Source organism: Streptomyces cinnabarinus, from assembly GCF_027270315.1.
Lineage (GTDB): Bacteria > Actinomycetota > Actinomycetes > Streptomycetales > Streptomycetaceae > Streptomyces > Streptomyces cinnabarinus.
In genome coordinates this window covers 7,624,492-7,638,134 of record NZ_CP114413.1, presented here as the reverse complement: position 1 = coordinate 7,638,134, position 13,643 = coordinate 7,624,492, and the positions used below count along the sequence as shown (strand labels likewise).

Sequence of the window (13,643 nt, the reverse complement as noted above, 5' to 3'; positions counted from 1 at the left end):
GGCGGCTACTGCTTCGCGCCCACCTCGAACAGGAAGTAGATGAACGCGGCGAAGACATGCCCCACCGCGATGTAGATGATCAGGCGGACCCACAGGGCGCGCGGGAACTTCTCCTCCATGTCGCTACCGCTCATGGCATCTCTCCGGTGTGTGAAGGGGTCGGACCGCCCAGGCACAGGGCGGCCGTGGGGCTCTGCAGCAGGGTGTGGACGAACAGGAGCTCGACCCCGGCCGGATCCAGGGCGGCGATCCGGTGCGGGGTGAGCGAGTCGAAGTGGGCGCTGTCGCCCGGTGCCAGCCGGTGCGTGGTGTCGCCGAGGCGCAGCCGGAGCCGCCCGGTGAGGACGTAGAGCCACTCCTCGCCCGGATGCACCCGCACGATGTCGCCCTGGGAGCCGAAGGGAACGTGCAGGCGCAGCGCCTGCATCCCGCGGCCGGGGGCGCCGGCCTGCCAGTACGTCCAGCCGCCGGCCGCCGTCGGTTCCATGTCGGCGGAGCGCACGACGGACTCCCGGTCGGCGACCGTCTCGCCGAGCAGCTCGGAGACCGTCGTACCGTAGATACGCGCGAGCGCTAGCAGCATCGGCAGCGAGGGCTGGCGCTGCCCGGTCTCCAGCCGGGACAGATGGGCCGGGGACAGACCGGCGGCGCGGGCCGCGGCCTCCAGGGTGAGCGCGGCCTGGCGCCGGAGGGCACGGAGCTGGGGCGCCACCACGGGCAGCTCGTCGGCCGGCCCGGTCTCGGGAGAGCTCATGCTCTCCATTCAGCCGGAGATTTGCCTCAGCGGCAATTTTCTTGCCTCTGAGGCAAACCCCTTCCAGCTGCCGCTAGCGGTTGGCCACCGCCTGCTTCACCAGCGTCCTGCCGAAGTCCCACATCAGCCCGCCACCGCTGTGCGCGTCGTCCATCACCTCGGTGAAGGCGTCCACGAACCGCTCCACCTCCCGCTCCCCGACGATCAGCGGCGGGATCAGCTTGATCACCTCCAGATGGTCACCGGAGACCTGGGTGAGGATCCGGTGCCGCTGGAGCAGCGGTACGACGACCATCTGCGCGAACAGTCCCTTGCGCGCCGCCTGGAGCATGGTCCACCGGCTGCGCAGCTTCAGCGAGGAGGGCCTGCCGAACTCGATGCCGATCATCAGGCCCCGGCCGCGTACGTCGGCGAGCAGCTCGTACTTGTCGGTCAGCGCCGCGAGCCGGGACCTCAGCAGGTCGCCGGTGACGCGGGCGTTCGCGACGATCTGCTCGTCCTCCAGTACGGCGAGCACCGCGAGCCCGGCCGCCATGGCCTGGGCGTTGGCCCCGAAGCTCGCCGAGTGGACCAGGACCCGGTCCATCGAGGAGTAGACCTTCTTGAAGATCCAGTCCTTGCCGAGGGTGGCGCCGACCGGCACATAGCCGCCGGACAGGGCCTTGGCCACGCACACCAGGTCCGGCTCGACGCCGTCCTCGTGCTGGTAGGCGTAGAAGTCCCCGGTCCGGCCGAGCCCGGTCTGCACCTCGTCGGCGATGAGCAGCGCCTTGTGCTTATGGAGCAGCTCCTGGGCAGCGCGCAGATAGCCGGGCGGGGCCTCGTGCACGCCCTTGCCCTGGATCGGCTCGACGATCAGGGCGGCGACGTCGCCCTTCTTCAACTCCCGGGCCAGGGCGTCGAGATCGCCGAGGGGTACGGCCGTGTCGGGCAGCAGCGGGGCGAAGCCGTCCCGGAAGCCGTCCTCGCCGTTGACGGACAGGGCGCCGGTGGTCAGTCCGTGGAAGGCGTGGTCGCAGTAGAGGACGCGGGGCCTGCCGGTGGCGCGGCGGGCGAATTTCAGGGCGGTCTCGACCGCCTCGGTGCCGCTGTTGCCGAAGAACACCCGGTCCAGGTGCGGGCTGTGCGCGAGCAGCTTCTCGGCGAGCAGTCCGGGCAGTGGCTGGCAGTCGAAGCGGGTGAGATCGGCGAGCTGGGCGTCGAGGACGTCGTGCAGCGCCTTGCGGACGACGGGGTGGTGGCGGCCGAGGCCCATCACCCCGAACCCGGCGAGCATGTCGAGGTAGTCGGCGCCGTCCGCGTCCCAGAAGTAGGCGCCCTCGGCGCGCTCATAGACCTTGTCGAAGCCGATGGTGTGCAGCATGCGCGGGAGCTGGTGGTTCAGGTACTTGCCGTGCAGCTCGTAGCGCTCGGCTCCGCGCTCGGCCAGCAGCGCGCCGAGGTCGAACTCCGTGGTCATTCCGCTGTCTCCTTGACTGGCTCCTGGACGGCCAGGCTCGCGCTGATCCGTCCGGCGACCTCGACGGGCGTGAGGCCGATGTCCGCCAGCACCTCGCCGCGTTTGGCGTGGGCGAGGAACTGCTCGGGGATGCCGAACCGCCGTACCGGCACATCGACGTCGGCGTCACCGAGGGCGAGCGCCACGGCGGCGCCCACTCCGGCGGCCCGGCTGTTGTCCTCGACGACGGCGACGAGGCGGTGTCCGGCGGCGAGGCCGGGCAGTGCCGGGTCGACGGGCTTGACCCAACGGGGGTCGACGACGGTGCAGTCGATGCCGCGGGCCTCCAGGAGCTCCGCGGCCTGGAGGCAGACGGGAGCCATCACACCGACGGCGACCAGCAGCACCTCGGGCCGGTCTCCGCGGTGCAGCACGTCCAGTCCGCCGATCCGGTCCACCGCCGGGATCGACGGGCCCACGGACTCCTTCGGGAACCGCACCAGCGTGGGCGCGTCGTCGACGGCGACGGCTTCCCGCAGCTGTGCGCGCAGCTCGTCGGCGTCCCGGGGCGCGGCGATCCGCAGGCCCGGGACGACCTGGAGGATCGACAGGTCCCACATGCCGTTGTGGGAGGCGCCGTCGACGCCAGTGACCCCGGCCCGGTCCAGGACGAAGGTGACTCCGCAGCGGTGCAGGGCGACGTCCATCAGGAGCTGGTCGAAGGCGCGGTTGAGGAAGGTGGCGTAGACGGCGACGACCGGATGGACACCGCCGGTCGCCAGTCCGGCCGCGGACACCGCCGCGTGCTGCTCGGCGATGCCGACGTCCCAGACCCGGTCCGGGAAGCGGGCGGCGAACTTGCCGAGCCCGACCGGGTGCAGCATGGCCGCCGTGATCGCCACGACGTCCTCTCGCTCCTCGCCGATCCTGACGATCTCGTCGCCGAACACCGAGGTCCAGGACGGGCCGTTGGAGGGGGCGAGCGACTCGCAGGTGAGCGGGTCCATCACACCGACGGTGTGGAAGTGGTCCTCCTCGTGGGCGAGGGCGGGTTCGTAGCCGCGGCCCTTCTCGGTGAGGCAGTGGACCAGGACGGGCCCGTGGAAGCGTTTCGCGCGGCGCAGCGCGGACTCGACGGCACCGATGTCATGGCCGTCGATGGGGCCGACGTACTTCAGGCCCAGGTCCTCGAAGAGGCCCTGGGGTGCGAAGGCGTCCTTGAAGCCCTTCTTGGCGCCGTGCAGGGCCTCGTAGACGGTGTGCCCGACCACCGGGGTGCGCAGCAGTACGTCCTTGCCCCAGGCCAGGACCTGTTCGTAGCTGTCGGTGGTGCGCAGCGTGGCGAGGTGGTTGGCGAGGCCGCCGATGGTCGGGGCGTAGGACCGCTCGTTGTCGTTGACGACGATGATCAGCGGCCGGTCCTTGGCGGCCGCGATGTTGTTCAGCGCCTCCCAGGCCATGCCGCCGGTCAGCGCGCCGTCGCCGATGACCGCGACGACATGCCCCTTCTCCCCCTGCACCTGGCGGGCCTTGGCGAGCCCGTCGGCCCAGCCGAGCGCGGTGGAGGCGTGGCTGTTCTCCACGATGTCGTGCTCGGACTCCTCGCGCGAGGGATAGCCGGACAGGCCGCCCTTGCCGCGCAGCTTGGAGAAGTCCTGACGTCCCGTCAACAACTTGTGCACATAGCTCTGATGGCCGGTGTCCCACACGATGCGGTCGACCGGCGACTCGAAGACCCGGTGGAGCGCGATGGACAGTTCCACCACACCCAGGTTGGGCCCGAGATGCCCACCGGTCCGCGCGACCGCGTGCACCAGGAACTCCCTGATCTCGTCGGACAGTTCCCCGAGTTCCGCCTCGGACAGCGCCTTCAGGTCGCGTGGTCCCCGGATGGTCTCCAGAATCGTCACGTCGGGCCCCCTTCGGTCCGTGCTGCTCAACTCACGGTGACGGCCGGCTCCCCCGACTCGACGCCGTCCTGCTCCATCTGCTCGGCGATCTTCATCGCCTCCTCGATCAGGGTCTCCACGATCTTCGACTCGGGCACCGTCTTGATGACTTCGCCCTTCACGAAGATCTGCCCCTTGCCGTTGCCGGAGGCGACCCCCAGATCCGCCTCCCGGGCCTCGCCGGGACCGTTGACCACACACCCCATGACGGCCACCCTGAGCGGCACCTCCATGCCCTCAAGGCCCGCCGTGACCTCGTCCGCCAGCTTGTAGACGTCAACCTGGGCACGCCCGCAGGACGGGCACGAGACGATCTCCAGCCGCCGTTGCCGCAGGCCCAGCGACTGGAGGATCTGGATGCCGACCTTGACCTCCTCGACCGGCGGCGCCGACAGGGACACCCGGATCGTGTCGCCGATCCCCCGCGACAGCAGGGCCCCGAAGGCGACCGCCGACTTGATCGTGCCCTGGAAGGCGGGACCGGCCTCGGTGACGCCCAGGTGCAGCGGGTAGTCGCACTGTTCGGCGAGGAGCGTGTACGCCTCGACCATCACCACGGGGTCGTTGTGCTTCACCGAGATCTTGATGTCCCGGAAGCCGTGCTCCTCGAACAGCGACGCCTCCCACAGCGCCGACTCGACGAGCGCCTCCGGGGTCGCCCTGCCGTACTTCGTCAGCAGCCGGCGGTCCAGCGAGCCCGCGTTGACCCCGATCCGGATCGGCGTGCCGTGGTCGGCCGCGGCCCGCGCGATCTCCTTCACCTTGTCGTCGAACTGCTTGATGTTGCCGGGATTGACGCGGACGGCCGCACAGCCGGCCTCGATCGCGGCGAACACGTACTTGGGCTGGAAGTGGATGTCCGCGATCACCGGGATCTGGGACTTGCGGGCGATGGTGGCGAGCGCGTCCGCGTCGTCCTGGGTGGGACAGGCGACGCGGACGATCTGGCAGCCGGACGCGGTGAGTTCGGCGATCTGCTGAAGGGTGGCGCCGATGTCCGACGTACGGGTCGTGGTCATCGACTGCACCGACACCGGGGCGCCGCCCCCGACCGCCACCGGCCCGACCTCGATCCGCCGCGACACGCGCCGCTCGGCGATCGGCCGGACCGGCACCTCGGGGACGCCCAAGGGGATGGCGGTCATGACGTCACTCCCGGTTTCCGCTGACCGTCTCGCGCATGGCGCGCAGCGACTCCTTCAGGGAGCCCATGGTGGCGAGGACGGCGGTGGGCTCGTAGCCGCAGTGCGCCATGCAGTTGGCGCAGCGCGGGTCCTTGCCGCGGCCGTACTTGTCCCAGTCGGTCTCCTCGATGAGCTCGCGGTACGTCGGCACATAGCCGTCGCTCATCAGGTAGCAGGGGCGCTGCCAGCCGAAGAGGGAGTAGTTGGGGATCGCCCACGCGGTGCACGGGAAGTCGACCTTGCCCTCCAGGAAGTCCAGGAAGAGCGGGGAGTGGTTGAGCCGCCAACGGCGCCGGTTGCCGCCCGCGAAGGCCTTCTTGAACAGCTCGCGGGTCTGCTCCACGCCCAGGAAGTGCTCCTGGTCGGGCGCCTTCTCGTAGGCGTAGGCGGGCGAGATCATCATCTCGTCGACCTTGAGGTCGTCGTTGAGGAAGTTGAGCACCTCGATGATGGTCTGCGGGGTGTCGGTGTTGAAGAAGGTGGAGTTGGTGGTGACCCGGAAGCCGCGCCGCTGGGCCTCCTTGATCGCCGCCACCGCCTCGTCGAACACGCCCTCCTTCGCCACCGACTCGTCGTGCCGCTCGCGCAGTCCGTCGATGTGCACGGCGAAGGCGAAGTACGGCGAGGGCTTGAACTTGTCCATCTTCTTGCGCAGCAGCATGGCGTTGGTGCACAGGAAGACGTATTTCCGCCTGGCCACCAACTGCCGCACGATCTCGTCGATCTGAGGGTGCATCAGGGGTTCACCCCCGGCGATCGACACCATCGGCGCGCCGGATTCGAGCACCGCGCCCACCGCCTGTGCGACCGGCATGCGCTGCTTGAGCACCCCCGCCGGATGCTGGATCTTCCCGCACCCCTCGCACTTGAGGTTGCACGCGAACAGCGGTTCCAGCTCTACGATCAGCGGGAACTTGTCGCGCTTGCGGAGCTTTTGTTCGGCCAAGTAAGTAGCGACCTTGATGGACTGGCGCAGCGGCATGGCCATCTGGCTCACCTCCTGGGGAGCAGCAAAGAACGGTGCCATTCGTAGAAAGCGGGGAGGACCGACCTGAGAACACGGAAAGCTGATATTCCCCCGCGTACCGTGCCGATCCGGACGAGTTCATGTTCTGGAGCGTCCACGACCACCCGGACGGCCGCAACGGGGCGCTCGCCCGCGCGCACGGCGCTCAGGAGCGTCGCCGCCGACTCCATGTCGACCGCGATTGCGCCGGTCGCGAGCAGGTCGGACCGCTCCGGACCACGGACCACGTGATCGGAACCGGTGAGCGGTCCGGTGTGGACGGTGCGCCCCGGGACGGCGCGCACGAGTTCCTTGACGAGCAGTTCGGTCGCGACGCACTCGGTGGTCCCGCGCGGGTCCCGGGTCTCCTCGGCGACGACCAGGTCGCCGGGGTGCATCCCCGGGGCGAGCCCCGCGCAGAAGCCGGTGGCCAGGACGGCGGCCCCGGCGAACGCCGGGTCGGACAGGACCCGGGTGACGGACCGCTCGGCCGCCTTGGGTCCCATACCGGTGCGCACCACGGTGACCGGCCCGCCGGCGTCACCGCGGTCGCCCGTGCGCAGCGCGAGGTGCTCGATGCCGAGCGCGCAGGCGATCAGCAGCGGAGCCGGGGCGGGCTGGGTGCTCATCAGCCCCCCTTGGCCTCGGCGAAGGGCTCGCCGTGCACATAGCGGCCGAGCGCGGTGAGCGGGAACACCTGCCGGTAGAGGTGGTAGTTGATGGAGAAGTCCCAGGGGAATCCGGTGCCGGTGAAGTACGGCTCGTCCCAGGAGCCGTCCTCGCGCTGAGTGGTGGCGAGCCACTCCACGCCGCGCTCCACGGCCTTGGACTCCCGCTCCCCCGCGGCCAGCAGCGCCATCAGCGCCCAGGCGGTCTGCGAGGCGGTGGAGGCGCCCTGGCCGCTCCAGCCCTTGGTGTCCTGGTAGGAGCGCAGGTCCTCGCCCCAGCCGCCGTCGTCGTTCTGCACGGACTCGAGCCAGAGCACGGCCCGCCGGATCGCCGGGTGCGAGCCGGGGAATCCGGCGGCGACGAGGGCGGGTACGACGGATCCGGTGCCGTAGACGTAGTTGACGCCCCAGCGTCCGAACCACGAGCCGTCCGGCTCCTGTTCGGCCAGCAGCCACTGGATGCCCCGCCGGGTGCGCGGGTCGTGGGCGAGGCCCTCGACGGCGAGCATCTCCACCACGTGTGCGGTGACATCGGCCGACGGCGGGTCGATGACCTCGCCGAAGTCGCAGAACGGCAGCCGGTTGGGGAACGGGCTGGTGTTGTCGACGTCGAAGGCGCCCCAGGCGCCGTTGCGGGACTGCATGCCGAGGTTCCAGCGCACCCCGCGCCCGATCGCCTTCTCCACCCGCTCCGGGTCGTGATGGCGGACCCGGCGCAGCGCGAGGATCACCTCGGCGGTGTCGTCGATGTCGGGGTAGTTGTCGTTGTGGAACTCGAACGCCCAGCCCCCGGGCGGCAGTCCAGGCCGTCGTACGGCCCAGTCGCCGGGCCGGACGATCTCCTCGCCGAGCATCCAGTCGGCGGCCTTGACCAGTTGCGGATGGTCGGCGGGGACCCCGGCGTCGGCGAGCGCGATGGTGGCGAGGCAGGTGTCCCAGACCGGCGACTGGCAGGCCTCGATCATCCGGGCCCCGTCCTCGCGCATGACGGCGAAACGGTCCAGCGAGGCCAGGCCCTCGCGCATCACGGGATGCTGGAGGTCGTAGCCCATCAGATGCAGGGCGATCACCGAGTACACCGCGGGCGGCTGGATCCCGCCCCAGCAGCCGTCGTTCTCCTGCCGCTCGATGATCCAGCGGGCGGCGGTGTTCATCGCGGACCGGCGCAGCCTGCGCGGCGCGATCCTGCGCAATTGGTGCAGCGCCTTGTCGAGGCGCTGGAAGGCGCCGTCCCAACTCGCCGCCGAGGCAAGGGGCTTGGGCGGATTGGGGTTCGCCGGATCGGTGTGCAGTTCGTCCAGCGGGAACGGCGCGGGCCGTACCGGCCGCTGGGCGGAGACGATCGTCAGCGGGACGATGGTCTGCCGGGCCCAGCAGCCGAAGTCGTAGATGTTGAGCGGCACCCAGGTGGGGAAGTAGATGAGTTCGGGCGGGAGTTCGGGCAGGTCCTCCCACTTCCACCAGCCGAACAGGGCCAGCCAGATCCGGGTGAAGACCCGGGCGGCGACGATGCCTCCCTGGGCCCGGATCCACTCCGCGGCCCTCGCCATGTGCGGGGCCTCGGGCTCGTCGCCGGCCAGCCGGAGGGCGACGTACGCCTCGATGGTCGCGGAGAGTTCGGCAGGTCCGCCGTAGAAGGTGGCCCAGGTGCCGTCCTCGCGCTGCTCACCCCGGATGAACAGGGCGGACGCGGCGGTGGTGGACTCGTCGCGGATGCCGAGGAACTGACGCAGCAGCAGATCCTCCGCGTCCATGGTGACGTTGGTCTCCAGGTCGCCCTTCCACCAGCCCTCGGCGTCCTGCCGGGAGAGCAGGTTGTCCGTGGCGCGCCGCACGGCGTGCACGGCGACGTCGTGAACCCCCGCCGCCACGGGGGTGGTGCTGGTTTCGCTGGCCGCGGCAGCGCGGGGTGGCAGGGCCCCGGTGCTTCCGTCGGTCGTCGCTGTCATGGCTTCCCCTTACGTGCAGTGTGCATGTGGTGCGTCTGCTGTGGGTCCGCCGTCGGCCGGTGCTCGATTTCCCGCGACACCGGCCGGCGACTACGCGAGGGCTATTCGACCGATAGTGATCATCTCTTCCGTACTACGACGAAGTCGGCGAGCGCCGTGAACCGCGCCCGTACCCGGTCGGGCATGTCGACGGCGTCCAGGGCCTCGATGGCGATGGTGTGCTGGCGGCGGGCCTCCTCGGCGGTCCACTCGCGGCCCCCGGCCTCCTCGATGAGGGCGGCGCGGGCGGCGAACTCCGCCTCGGAGAAGTTCTCGAAGTCGCTGCTCTTGGCGTCGGCGGCGAGCAGCTCGCCGAGCCGCTCGGAGGCGGATCCGCCCGCCGCGAGCGCGGCCACCACCGGCAGGGACTTCTTGCGCTGGCGCAGATCGCTCCAGGTCTGCTTGCCGGTGGACTCCGGGTCGCCCCAGATGCCGAGCAGATCGTCGACGGCCTGGAAGGCGAGGCCGAGGTGGTAGCCGTACTTCTCCAGGGTGTCGGCGGTGCGGTCGCCCGCGCCGCCGAGCACGGCGCCGATGGAGCTGGCGCAGGCCAGCAGGGCGCCGGTCTTGTTGCCCTCCATCTCCAGGCACTCCTCGACGCTGACGCGGTCGCGGTGCTCGTAGGAGATGTCCTGGGCCTGTCCGTCGATCAGGGCCCGGCTGGCGGTGGTCAGCCTGCGGGTGGCGCGGCCGGCCTCGACGGTGCCGAGCTCCAGCAGCAGTTCGTTGGCGAGGGCGAACAGGGCGTCGCCGACCAGGATGGCCTGGGCGGGGCCGTGCACCTTCCACACCGTGTCGCGGTGCCGGCGCTGCTCGTCGCCGTCCATCAGGTCGTCGTGCAGCAGGGAGAAGTTGTGGACCAGCTCCACGGCGACCGCGCCGGGGATGCCGACCTCGGGTGCGGCCCCGGTGACCTCGGCGGAGAGCACGGCGAGAGCGGGGCGCACGGCCTTGCCGCCGTCGCCCGCCGTGGGCCTGCCCTGGGCGTCGATCCAGCCGAAGTGGTAGGCGGAAACGGTGTCCATGGGAGGTGCCAGGCGGTCGATGGCCGCCCGCAGTACCGGGGTGGCCAGGGTCCGGCCGCGCTCCAGGAGCGCGGTCACGTCCACCGCGGTCTCCTCAGCGGCCTTCGAGGCCGGGGGCACAGTGGGCACAGTCTCTCCTCTTGTTGCGGTACCGGGGGTGCGGGGGCCTGCCGCGCGCTCGTCGAGCATCAGGCCGCCTCTTCCACGTCGAAGAGGTGGCGGGGGCGGGGCCTGCCCAGGGCGCCGAGTGCGGCGTCCGCCGCGCTCACACCGCTGCGGACCGCACTCTCCATGGTCGCGGGCCACCCGGTGGCGGTCCACGCGCCGGCCAGGTAGAGGCCGGGTGCCTGGGTACGGGTGCCGGGCCGCAGCCGCCCGACCCCCGGGGTGGGGGCGAACGTCGCTGTGCGCTCCCGGGTCACGAAGAAGTCCTTCACCTCGGCGTCGCGGGCGAGCGGGAGCAGCCGGGCCAGCTCCGGCAGATAGCGCTCGCGCAGCTCGGCCACCGGGGCGTCGATCTCGTGGTGCGCGGCCGACTGGGAGAGGGCCAGGTACTGCCCCTCCCGGAGCCCGGAGGAATCGGTCCGGTCGAACACCCACTGCACCGGGGTGCCGAGGGCGGCGAAGAACGGGGTGCTGAGCACCGGGCGGTCGTAGACGACATGGACGTTCAGGATCGGCGCGGTGCCGATCTGAAGCAGTCGTTCCGGAGCGTCCAGGGCACCGTCCGGCAGCAGGTCGTGGGCCTCGCTCTGCGGTACGGCGAGGACGACCGCGTCGGCCCGGAGGGTCTCCCCGGGAACCTGGACGGCCCAACGTCCGTTGTCGTCAGTGGAGATGGAGGTGACGCGTGTACGGACCTCGGTACGCACGCCCGCGGAGTCGAGCGCCTTGCGGGCCAGCCGGTCGTGCAGTTCGCCCAGCGGGACGTGCGCCCATCCGATGTCGGCCGCGCCCGGGTCGGAGAGCAGACCGGTCTTGAACACCATCGCGGCGAGCCCCAGTGAGGAGTCGCCCGCGACCGCGTTGAGAGTGGCGATGCCGACCAGGTTCCACAGCGCCTGCACGGCGCGCTCGGACTGGCCGTGCGCGGCCAGCCAGGTGCCGAAGTTCTGGTCGTCCAGGGCGGGGTCGTCGAGGTCGAGCGCCATCAGCGCGAGCGCGGCACGCCCGACGGCGGCCCGCTCGGTGAGGGAGAGGTGCGGATAGGTGGCGAGGCTGCGCCCCAGGTGCAGCGGTACCGGCAGCGGGTCCCGCCGGATCCGGCCCAGACGCCGCCCCGCGGGCTTGGCCAGGTCGAGAACGGGCACGTCGAGACGATCCTGCAACGGCGCCAGCGCACTCCCCTCGATGCGGTCGAGGAACCAGCGGTAGGCGGTGCAGCAGCGCAGATACACATGCTGGCCGTTGTCGACGGTGAGGTCGCCGCGCTGGAAGGAGAAGGCGAGCCCGCCGAGGCGCGGCCTGCCCTCCAGGAGCGTCACGCGCACGCCCGCGTCGGCGAGCGCGAGCGCCGCGGTGATCCCCGCGAGCCCGCCGCCGACCACGACGGCGTCGCCGCCGGTTGTCCTGCCGTCGGTCATCGTGCGTCCTCCCCCGAACGGCCGCCGCGGTGCTTGAACGATGCACGGTCGGCCGTCTCAGTCAGGGACGCCGCCGAAGTGCGGAGGGTTGCGTGCCATTTTTCGCCGGTGGCATCACCTTGGACCGGATTGTCCATCAGGCCCGCCTCCTGACGGTCCGCCGGGTCACATGCCGGGTGTCCAGACCCGACAGGCCCCGCACCGCGACGTACGCCTTCTCGCGTCCGGGCAGCGAGACCCGGCCGCGCAGCACGGCCTCCGGCTCGCGCTCGATACGGTCCAGGAGCCGGCGGTAGATGCCGGCCATGGCGGCGACACAGGCGCCGCTGCGCCGGTCGAGCATCGGCAGCAGCCGGTAGCCCTCGGCGAACAGGGCGCGGGCCCGGCGCACCTCGAAGTGCACCAGGCCCGCGAAGTCGGCACCCTCCGGCACGGTCGGCCCGGCGAACCCGGCCGAGCAGCCGAACTTGGCGAGGTCGTCGGCGGGCAGGTAGGTGCGGCCCCCCTCGGCGTCCTCGCGCACGTCCCGGAGGATGTTGGTGAGCTGAAGGGCGAGCCCCAGCGTGTCGGCGTACTCCGGGGCCCGCTCGACCCCGCGCGCCCCCGGTTCGGTGCCGAACACGCCGAGCGAGAGCCGCCCGATGGCGCCCGCCACACAGCGGCAGTACACCTTCAGGTCGTCCCAGGTCTCGTAGGTCTCGCCGCGTACGTCCATCAGCACGCCGTCGATGAGCTCGTCCAGGCCGTCCAGCGGGATCGGGAAGACCTCGGCGGCATGGGTGAGGGCGACCGCGACCGGGTCGGTGTCGTCCTCGTCGACCGCGCCGCCGCGCACCCGGGTCAGCAGCGCCCGGGTCTCCTCCAGCCTGGCGATCTTGACGTCGTCGGCCAGCGCGCCGTCACCGATGTCGTCGACGCGGCGCGAGAACGCGTACAACGCCGACATCGCGCGCCGCTTCGGCGTGGGCAGCAGCCGGATGCCGTAGGCGAAGTTACGGGCCTGCTGTCCGGTGACGGCCTCGCAGTAGCTGTAGGCGGCGAGTACCGGTGCGGACGCGTGTGGTGCGAACTCCACGGTCCGGATCACCCCTCTCCTCGCAGAGTCACGCCCACCTCGCGCAGCAGCTGAACCTTGCCGGGCTTGGGCGGGCCGGGAAGTACGTCGTATTCGGCGGCGGCGATCGCACGGATCGCCGCCCTTCCCCCCGCCACGAACCCCGCGAGCAGCAGTCTCAGCCTGCCGTGGACGCTACCCACCAAGGGGGCGCCTTCATTCAGGAGACAGCGGGCGCGTTCTGCTTCGTATGCAACCAATGCGCGCACCGATGCGCTCGCGGTTTTCGTGGCGAGATCCGCCTCCTGGACGTGAAAGCGCTTCATGTCCGCGGCGGGCAGATAGATGCGGTCGCGGCCGAGGTCCTCGGCGACGTCCTGGAGGTGCTCGACGATCTGCAGGGCGGTGCACACGGCGTCGGAGCGGCGGATCCGCTCGGGGGTGGCGGTGCCGGTGACGGCGAGGACGAGGTGTCCGACGGGGTTGGCGGACAGTTCGCAGTAGGCGAGCAGGTCGTCGTAGGTCTCGTAGCGGCTGATGAGCTGGTCCTGACGGTTGGCCTGGATCAGGCCGAGGAAGGGCTCGGGGGTCAGCGCGCGACGGCGGACCGTGGGCTGCAGGCGGCGCAGCAGGGGGTGGCGGGGGGTCGAGTCGAAGACGCGGCGGAGGTCGGTCTCGAAGGCGTCCAGCATCAGCAGGCGGTCGGCGGCGCCCGCGGCCGAAACGCCGAGGAAGCGGGCGTCGGCACCGCCGGGGGCGAGATCGCCGTCGCCGATGTCGTCGACGAGGCGGGCGAAGCCGTAGACGGCCATGAGGTCGGTGCGCCAGGCCCGGGGCAGGAAGAAGGGGGCCACGGGGAAGTTCTCGTGCGCGGCCTTGTCGAGCGTGCCGCGCTCCGTGTCCCCGGTGTGCGGCGTGCCGGTTCCCGTCACCACGGACTGCCCGGGGCGGGGACGGCACGTGCTGCGTTGAGCTGGGGAGTTTCCGTAGCCAT

Annotated in this window: 13 protein-coding genes; all 13 read right to left on the bottom strand. The window is 71.1% G+C overall.

Annotated features, from left to right (window positions below; translation table 11 throughout):
* Window positions 1-5: 5 nt before the first annotated feature.
* The 13 genes from STRCI_RS34440 to hpnC all read right to left on the bottom strand — a co-directional run bounded on the left by STRCI_RS34440 (window position 6) and on the right by hpnC (window position 13,581).
* The gene (locus STRCI_RS34440; RefSeq protein ID WP_269662878.1) at window positions 6-134 is read right to left on the bottom strand and encodes a DUF6126 family protein; all 129 of its coding nucleotides are present in this window, start codon (window positions 132-134) and stop codon (window positions 6-8) included.
* Window positions 131-754, bottom strand: coding sequence for a helix-turn-helix domain-containing protein (locus STRCI_RS34435; protein ID WP_269662877.1), 624 nt, complete (start codon window positions 752-754; stop codon window positions 131-133). The genes STRCI_RS34440 and STRCI_RS34435 overlap by 4 nt, the downstream gene beginning before the upstream one ends.
* A gap of 73 nt (window positions 755-827) precedes the next feature.
* Window positions 828-2,213: an aspartate aminotransferase family protein gene (locus STRCI_RS34430; RefSeq protein ID WP_269662876.1), complete on the bottom strand. Its 1,386-nt coding sequence runs from the start codon at window positions 2,211-2,213 to the stop codon at window positions 828-830.
* Complete coding sequence (gene dxs, locus STRCI_RS34425; RefSeq protein ID WP_269662875.1) at window positions 2,210-4,102, bottom strand: 1-deoxy-D-xylulose-5-phosphate synthase; 1,893 nt, start codon at window positions 4,100-4,102, stop codon at window positions 2,210-2,212. Before dxs ends, STRCI_RS34430 begins: the two co-directional genes overlap by 4 nt.
* A gap of 26 nt (window positions 4,103-4,128) precedes the next feature.
* Window positions 4,129-5,286 (bottom strand): flavodoxin-dependent (E)-4-hydroxy-3-methylbut-2-enyl-diphosphate synthase, encoded by a 1,158-nt coding sequence (gene ispG, locus STRCI_RS34420; RefSeq protein WP_269662874.1) that lies wholly within the window; start codon window positions 5,284-5,286, stop codon window positions 4,129-4,131.
* Between the two features lie 4 nt (window positions 5,287-5,290).
* Window positions 5,291-6,313: an adenosyl-hopene transferase HpnH gene (hpnH, locus tag STRCI_RS34415; RefSeq protein ID WP_269662873.1), complete on the bottom strand. Its 1,023-nt coding sequence runs from the start codon at window positions 6,311-6,313 to the stop codon at window positions 5,291-5,293.
* A 5-nt stretch (window positions 6,314-6,318) separates the two neighbouring features.
* The gene (locus STRCI_RS34410) at window positions 6,319-6,960 is read right to left on the bottom strand and encodes a phosphorylase family protein (RefSeq protein ID WP_269662872.1); all 642 of its coding nucleotides are present in this window, start codon (window positions 6,958-6,960) and stop codon (window positions 6,319-6,321) included.
* On the bottom strand, window positions 6,960-8,948 hold the full coding sequence (shc, locus tag STRCI_RS34405; RefSeq protein WP_269662871.1) for a squalene--hopene cyclase: 1,989 nt from the start codon (window positions 8,946-8,948) through the stop codon (window positions 6,960-6,962). The genes STRCI_RS34410 and shc overlap by 1 nt, the downstream gene beginning before the upstream one ends.
* 119 nt (window positions 8,949-9,067) lie before the next feature.
* Window positions 9,068-10,201, bottom strand: coding sequence for a polyprenyl synthetase family protein (locus STRCI_RS34400; protein ID WP_418953401.1), 1,134 nt, complete (start codon window positions 10,199-10,201; stop codon window positions 9,068-9,070).
* Complete coding sequence (gene hpnE / locus STRCI_RS34395; RefSeq protein WP_269662870.1) at window positions 10,201-11,595, bottom strand: hydroxysqualene dehydroxylase HpnE; 1,395 nt, start codon at window positions 11,593-11,595, stop codon at window positions 10,201-10,203. Before hpnE ends, STRCI_RS34400 begins: the two co-directional genes overlap by 1 nt.
* On the bottom strand, window positions 11,592-11,732 hold the full coding sequence (locus STRCI_RS34390) for a DUF6380 family protein (RefSeq protein ID WP_015656374.1): 141 nt from the start codon (window positions 11,730-11,732) through the stop codon (window positions 11,592-11,594). The genes hpnE and STRCI_RS34390 overlap by 4 nt, the downstream gene beginning before the upstream one ends.
* The gene (hpnD, locus tag STRCI_RS34385) at window positions 11,732-12,682 is read right to left on the bottom strand and encodes a presqualene diphosphate synthase HpnD (protein ID WP_269662869.1); all 951 of its coding nucleotides are present in this window, start codon (window positions 12,680-12,682) and stop codon (window positions 11,732-11,734) included. The genes STRCI_RS34390 and hpnD overlap by 1 nt, the downstream gene beginning before the upstream one ends.
* Window positions 12,679-13,581, bottom strand: a complete 903-nt coding sequence (gene hpnC, locus STRCI_RS34380) for a squalene synthase HpnC (protein ID WP_269662868.1) — start codon at window positions 13,579-13,581, stop codon at window positions 12,679-12,681. The genes hpnD and hpnC overlap by 4 nt, the downstream gene beginning before the upstream one ends.
* Between the last annotated feature and the right edge of the window lie 62 nt (window positions 13,582-13,643).

What these genes read in the sequence shown, in the direction of transcription:
- STRCI_RS34440 (WP_269662878.1), bottom strand. Translation starts at nt 134, where the DNA reads ATGAGCGGTAGCGACATGGAGGAGAAGTTCCCGCGCGCCCTGTGGGTC.
- STRCI_RS34435 (WP_269662877.1), bottom strand. Translation starts at nt 754, where the DNA reads ATGAGCTCTCCCGAGACCGGGCCGGCCGACGAGCTGCCCGTGGTGGCG.
- STRCI_RS34430 (WP_269662876.1), bottom strand. Translation starts at nt 2,213, where the DNA reads ATGACCACGGAGTTCGACCTCGGCGCGCTGCTGGCCGAGCGCGGAGCC.
- ispG (WP_269662874.1), bottom strand. Translation starts at nt 5,286, where the DNA reads ATGACCGCCATCCCCTTGGGCGTCCCCGAGGTGCCGGTCCGGCCGATC.
- hpnH (WP_269662873.1), bottom strand. Translation starts at nt 6,313, where the DNA reads ATGGCCATGCCGCTGCGCCAGTCCATCAAGGTCGCTACTTACTTGGCC.
- STRCI_RS34410 (WP_269662872.1), bottom strand. Translation starts at nt 6,960, where the DNA reads ATGAGCACCCAGCCCGCCCCGGCTCCGCTGCTGATCGCCTGCGCGCTC.
- shc (WP_269662871.1), bottom strand. Translation starts at nt 8,948, where the DNA reads ATGACAGCGACGACCGACGGAAGCACCGGGGCCCTGCCACCCCGCGCT.
- STRCI_RS34400 (WP_418953401.1), bottom strand. Translation starts at nt 10,201, where the DNA reads ATGCTCGACGAGCGCGCGGCAGGCCCCCGCACCCCCGGTACCGCAACA.
- hpnE (WP_269662870.1), bottom strand. Translation starts at nt 11,595, where the DNA reads ATGACCGACGGCAGGACAACCGGCGGCGACGCCGTCGTGGTCGGCGGC.
- STRCI_RS34390 (WP_015656374.1), bottom strand. Translation starts at nt 11,732, where the DNA reads ATGGACAATCCGGTCCAAGGTGATGCCACCGGCGAAAAATGGCACGCA.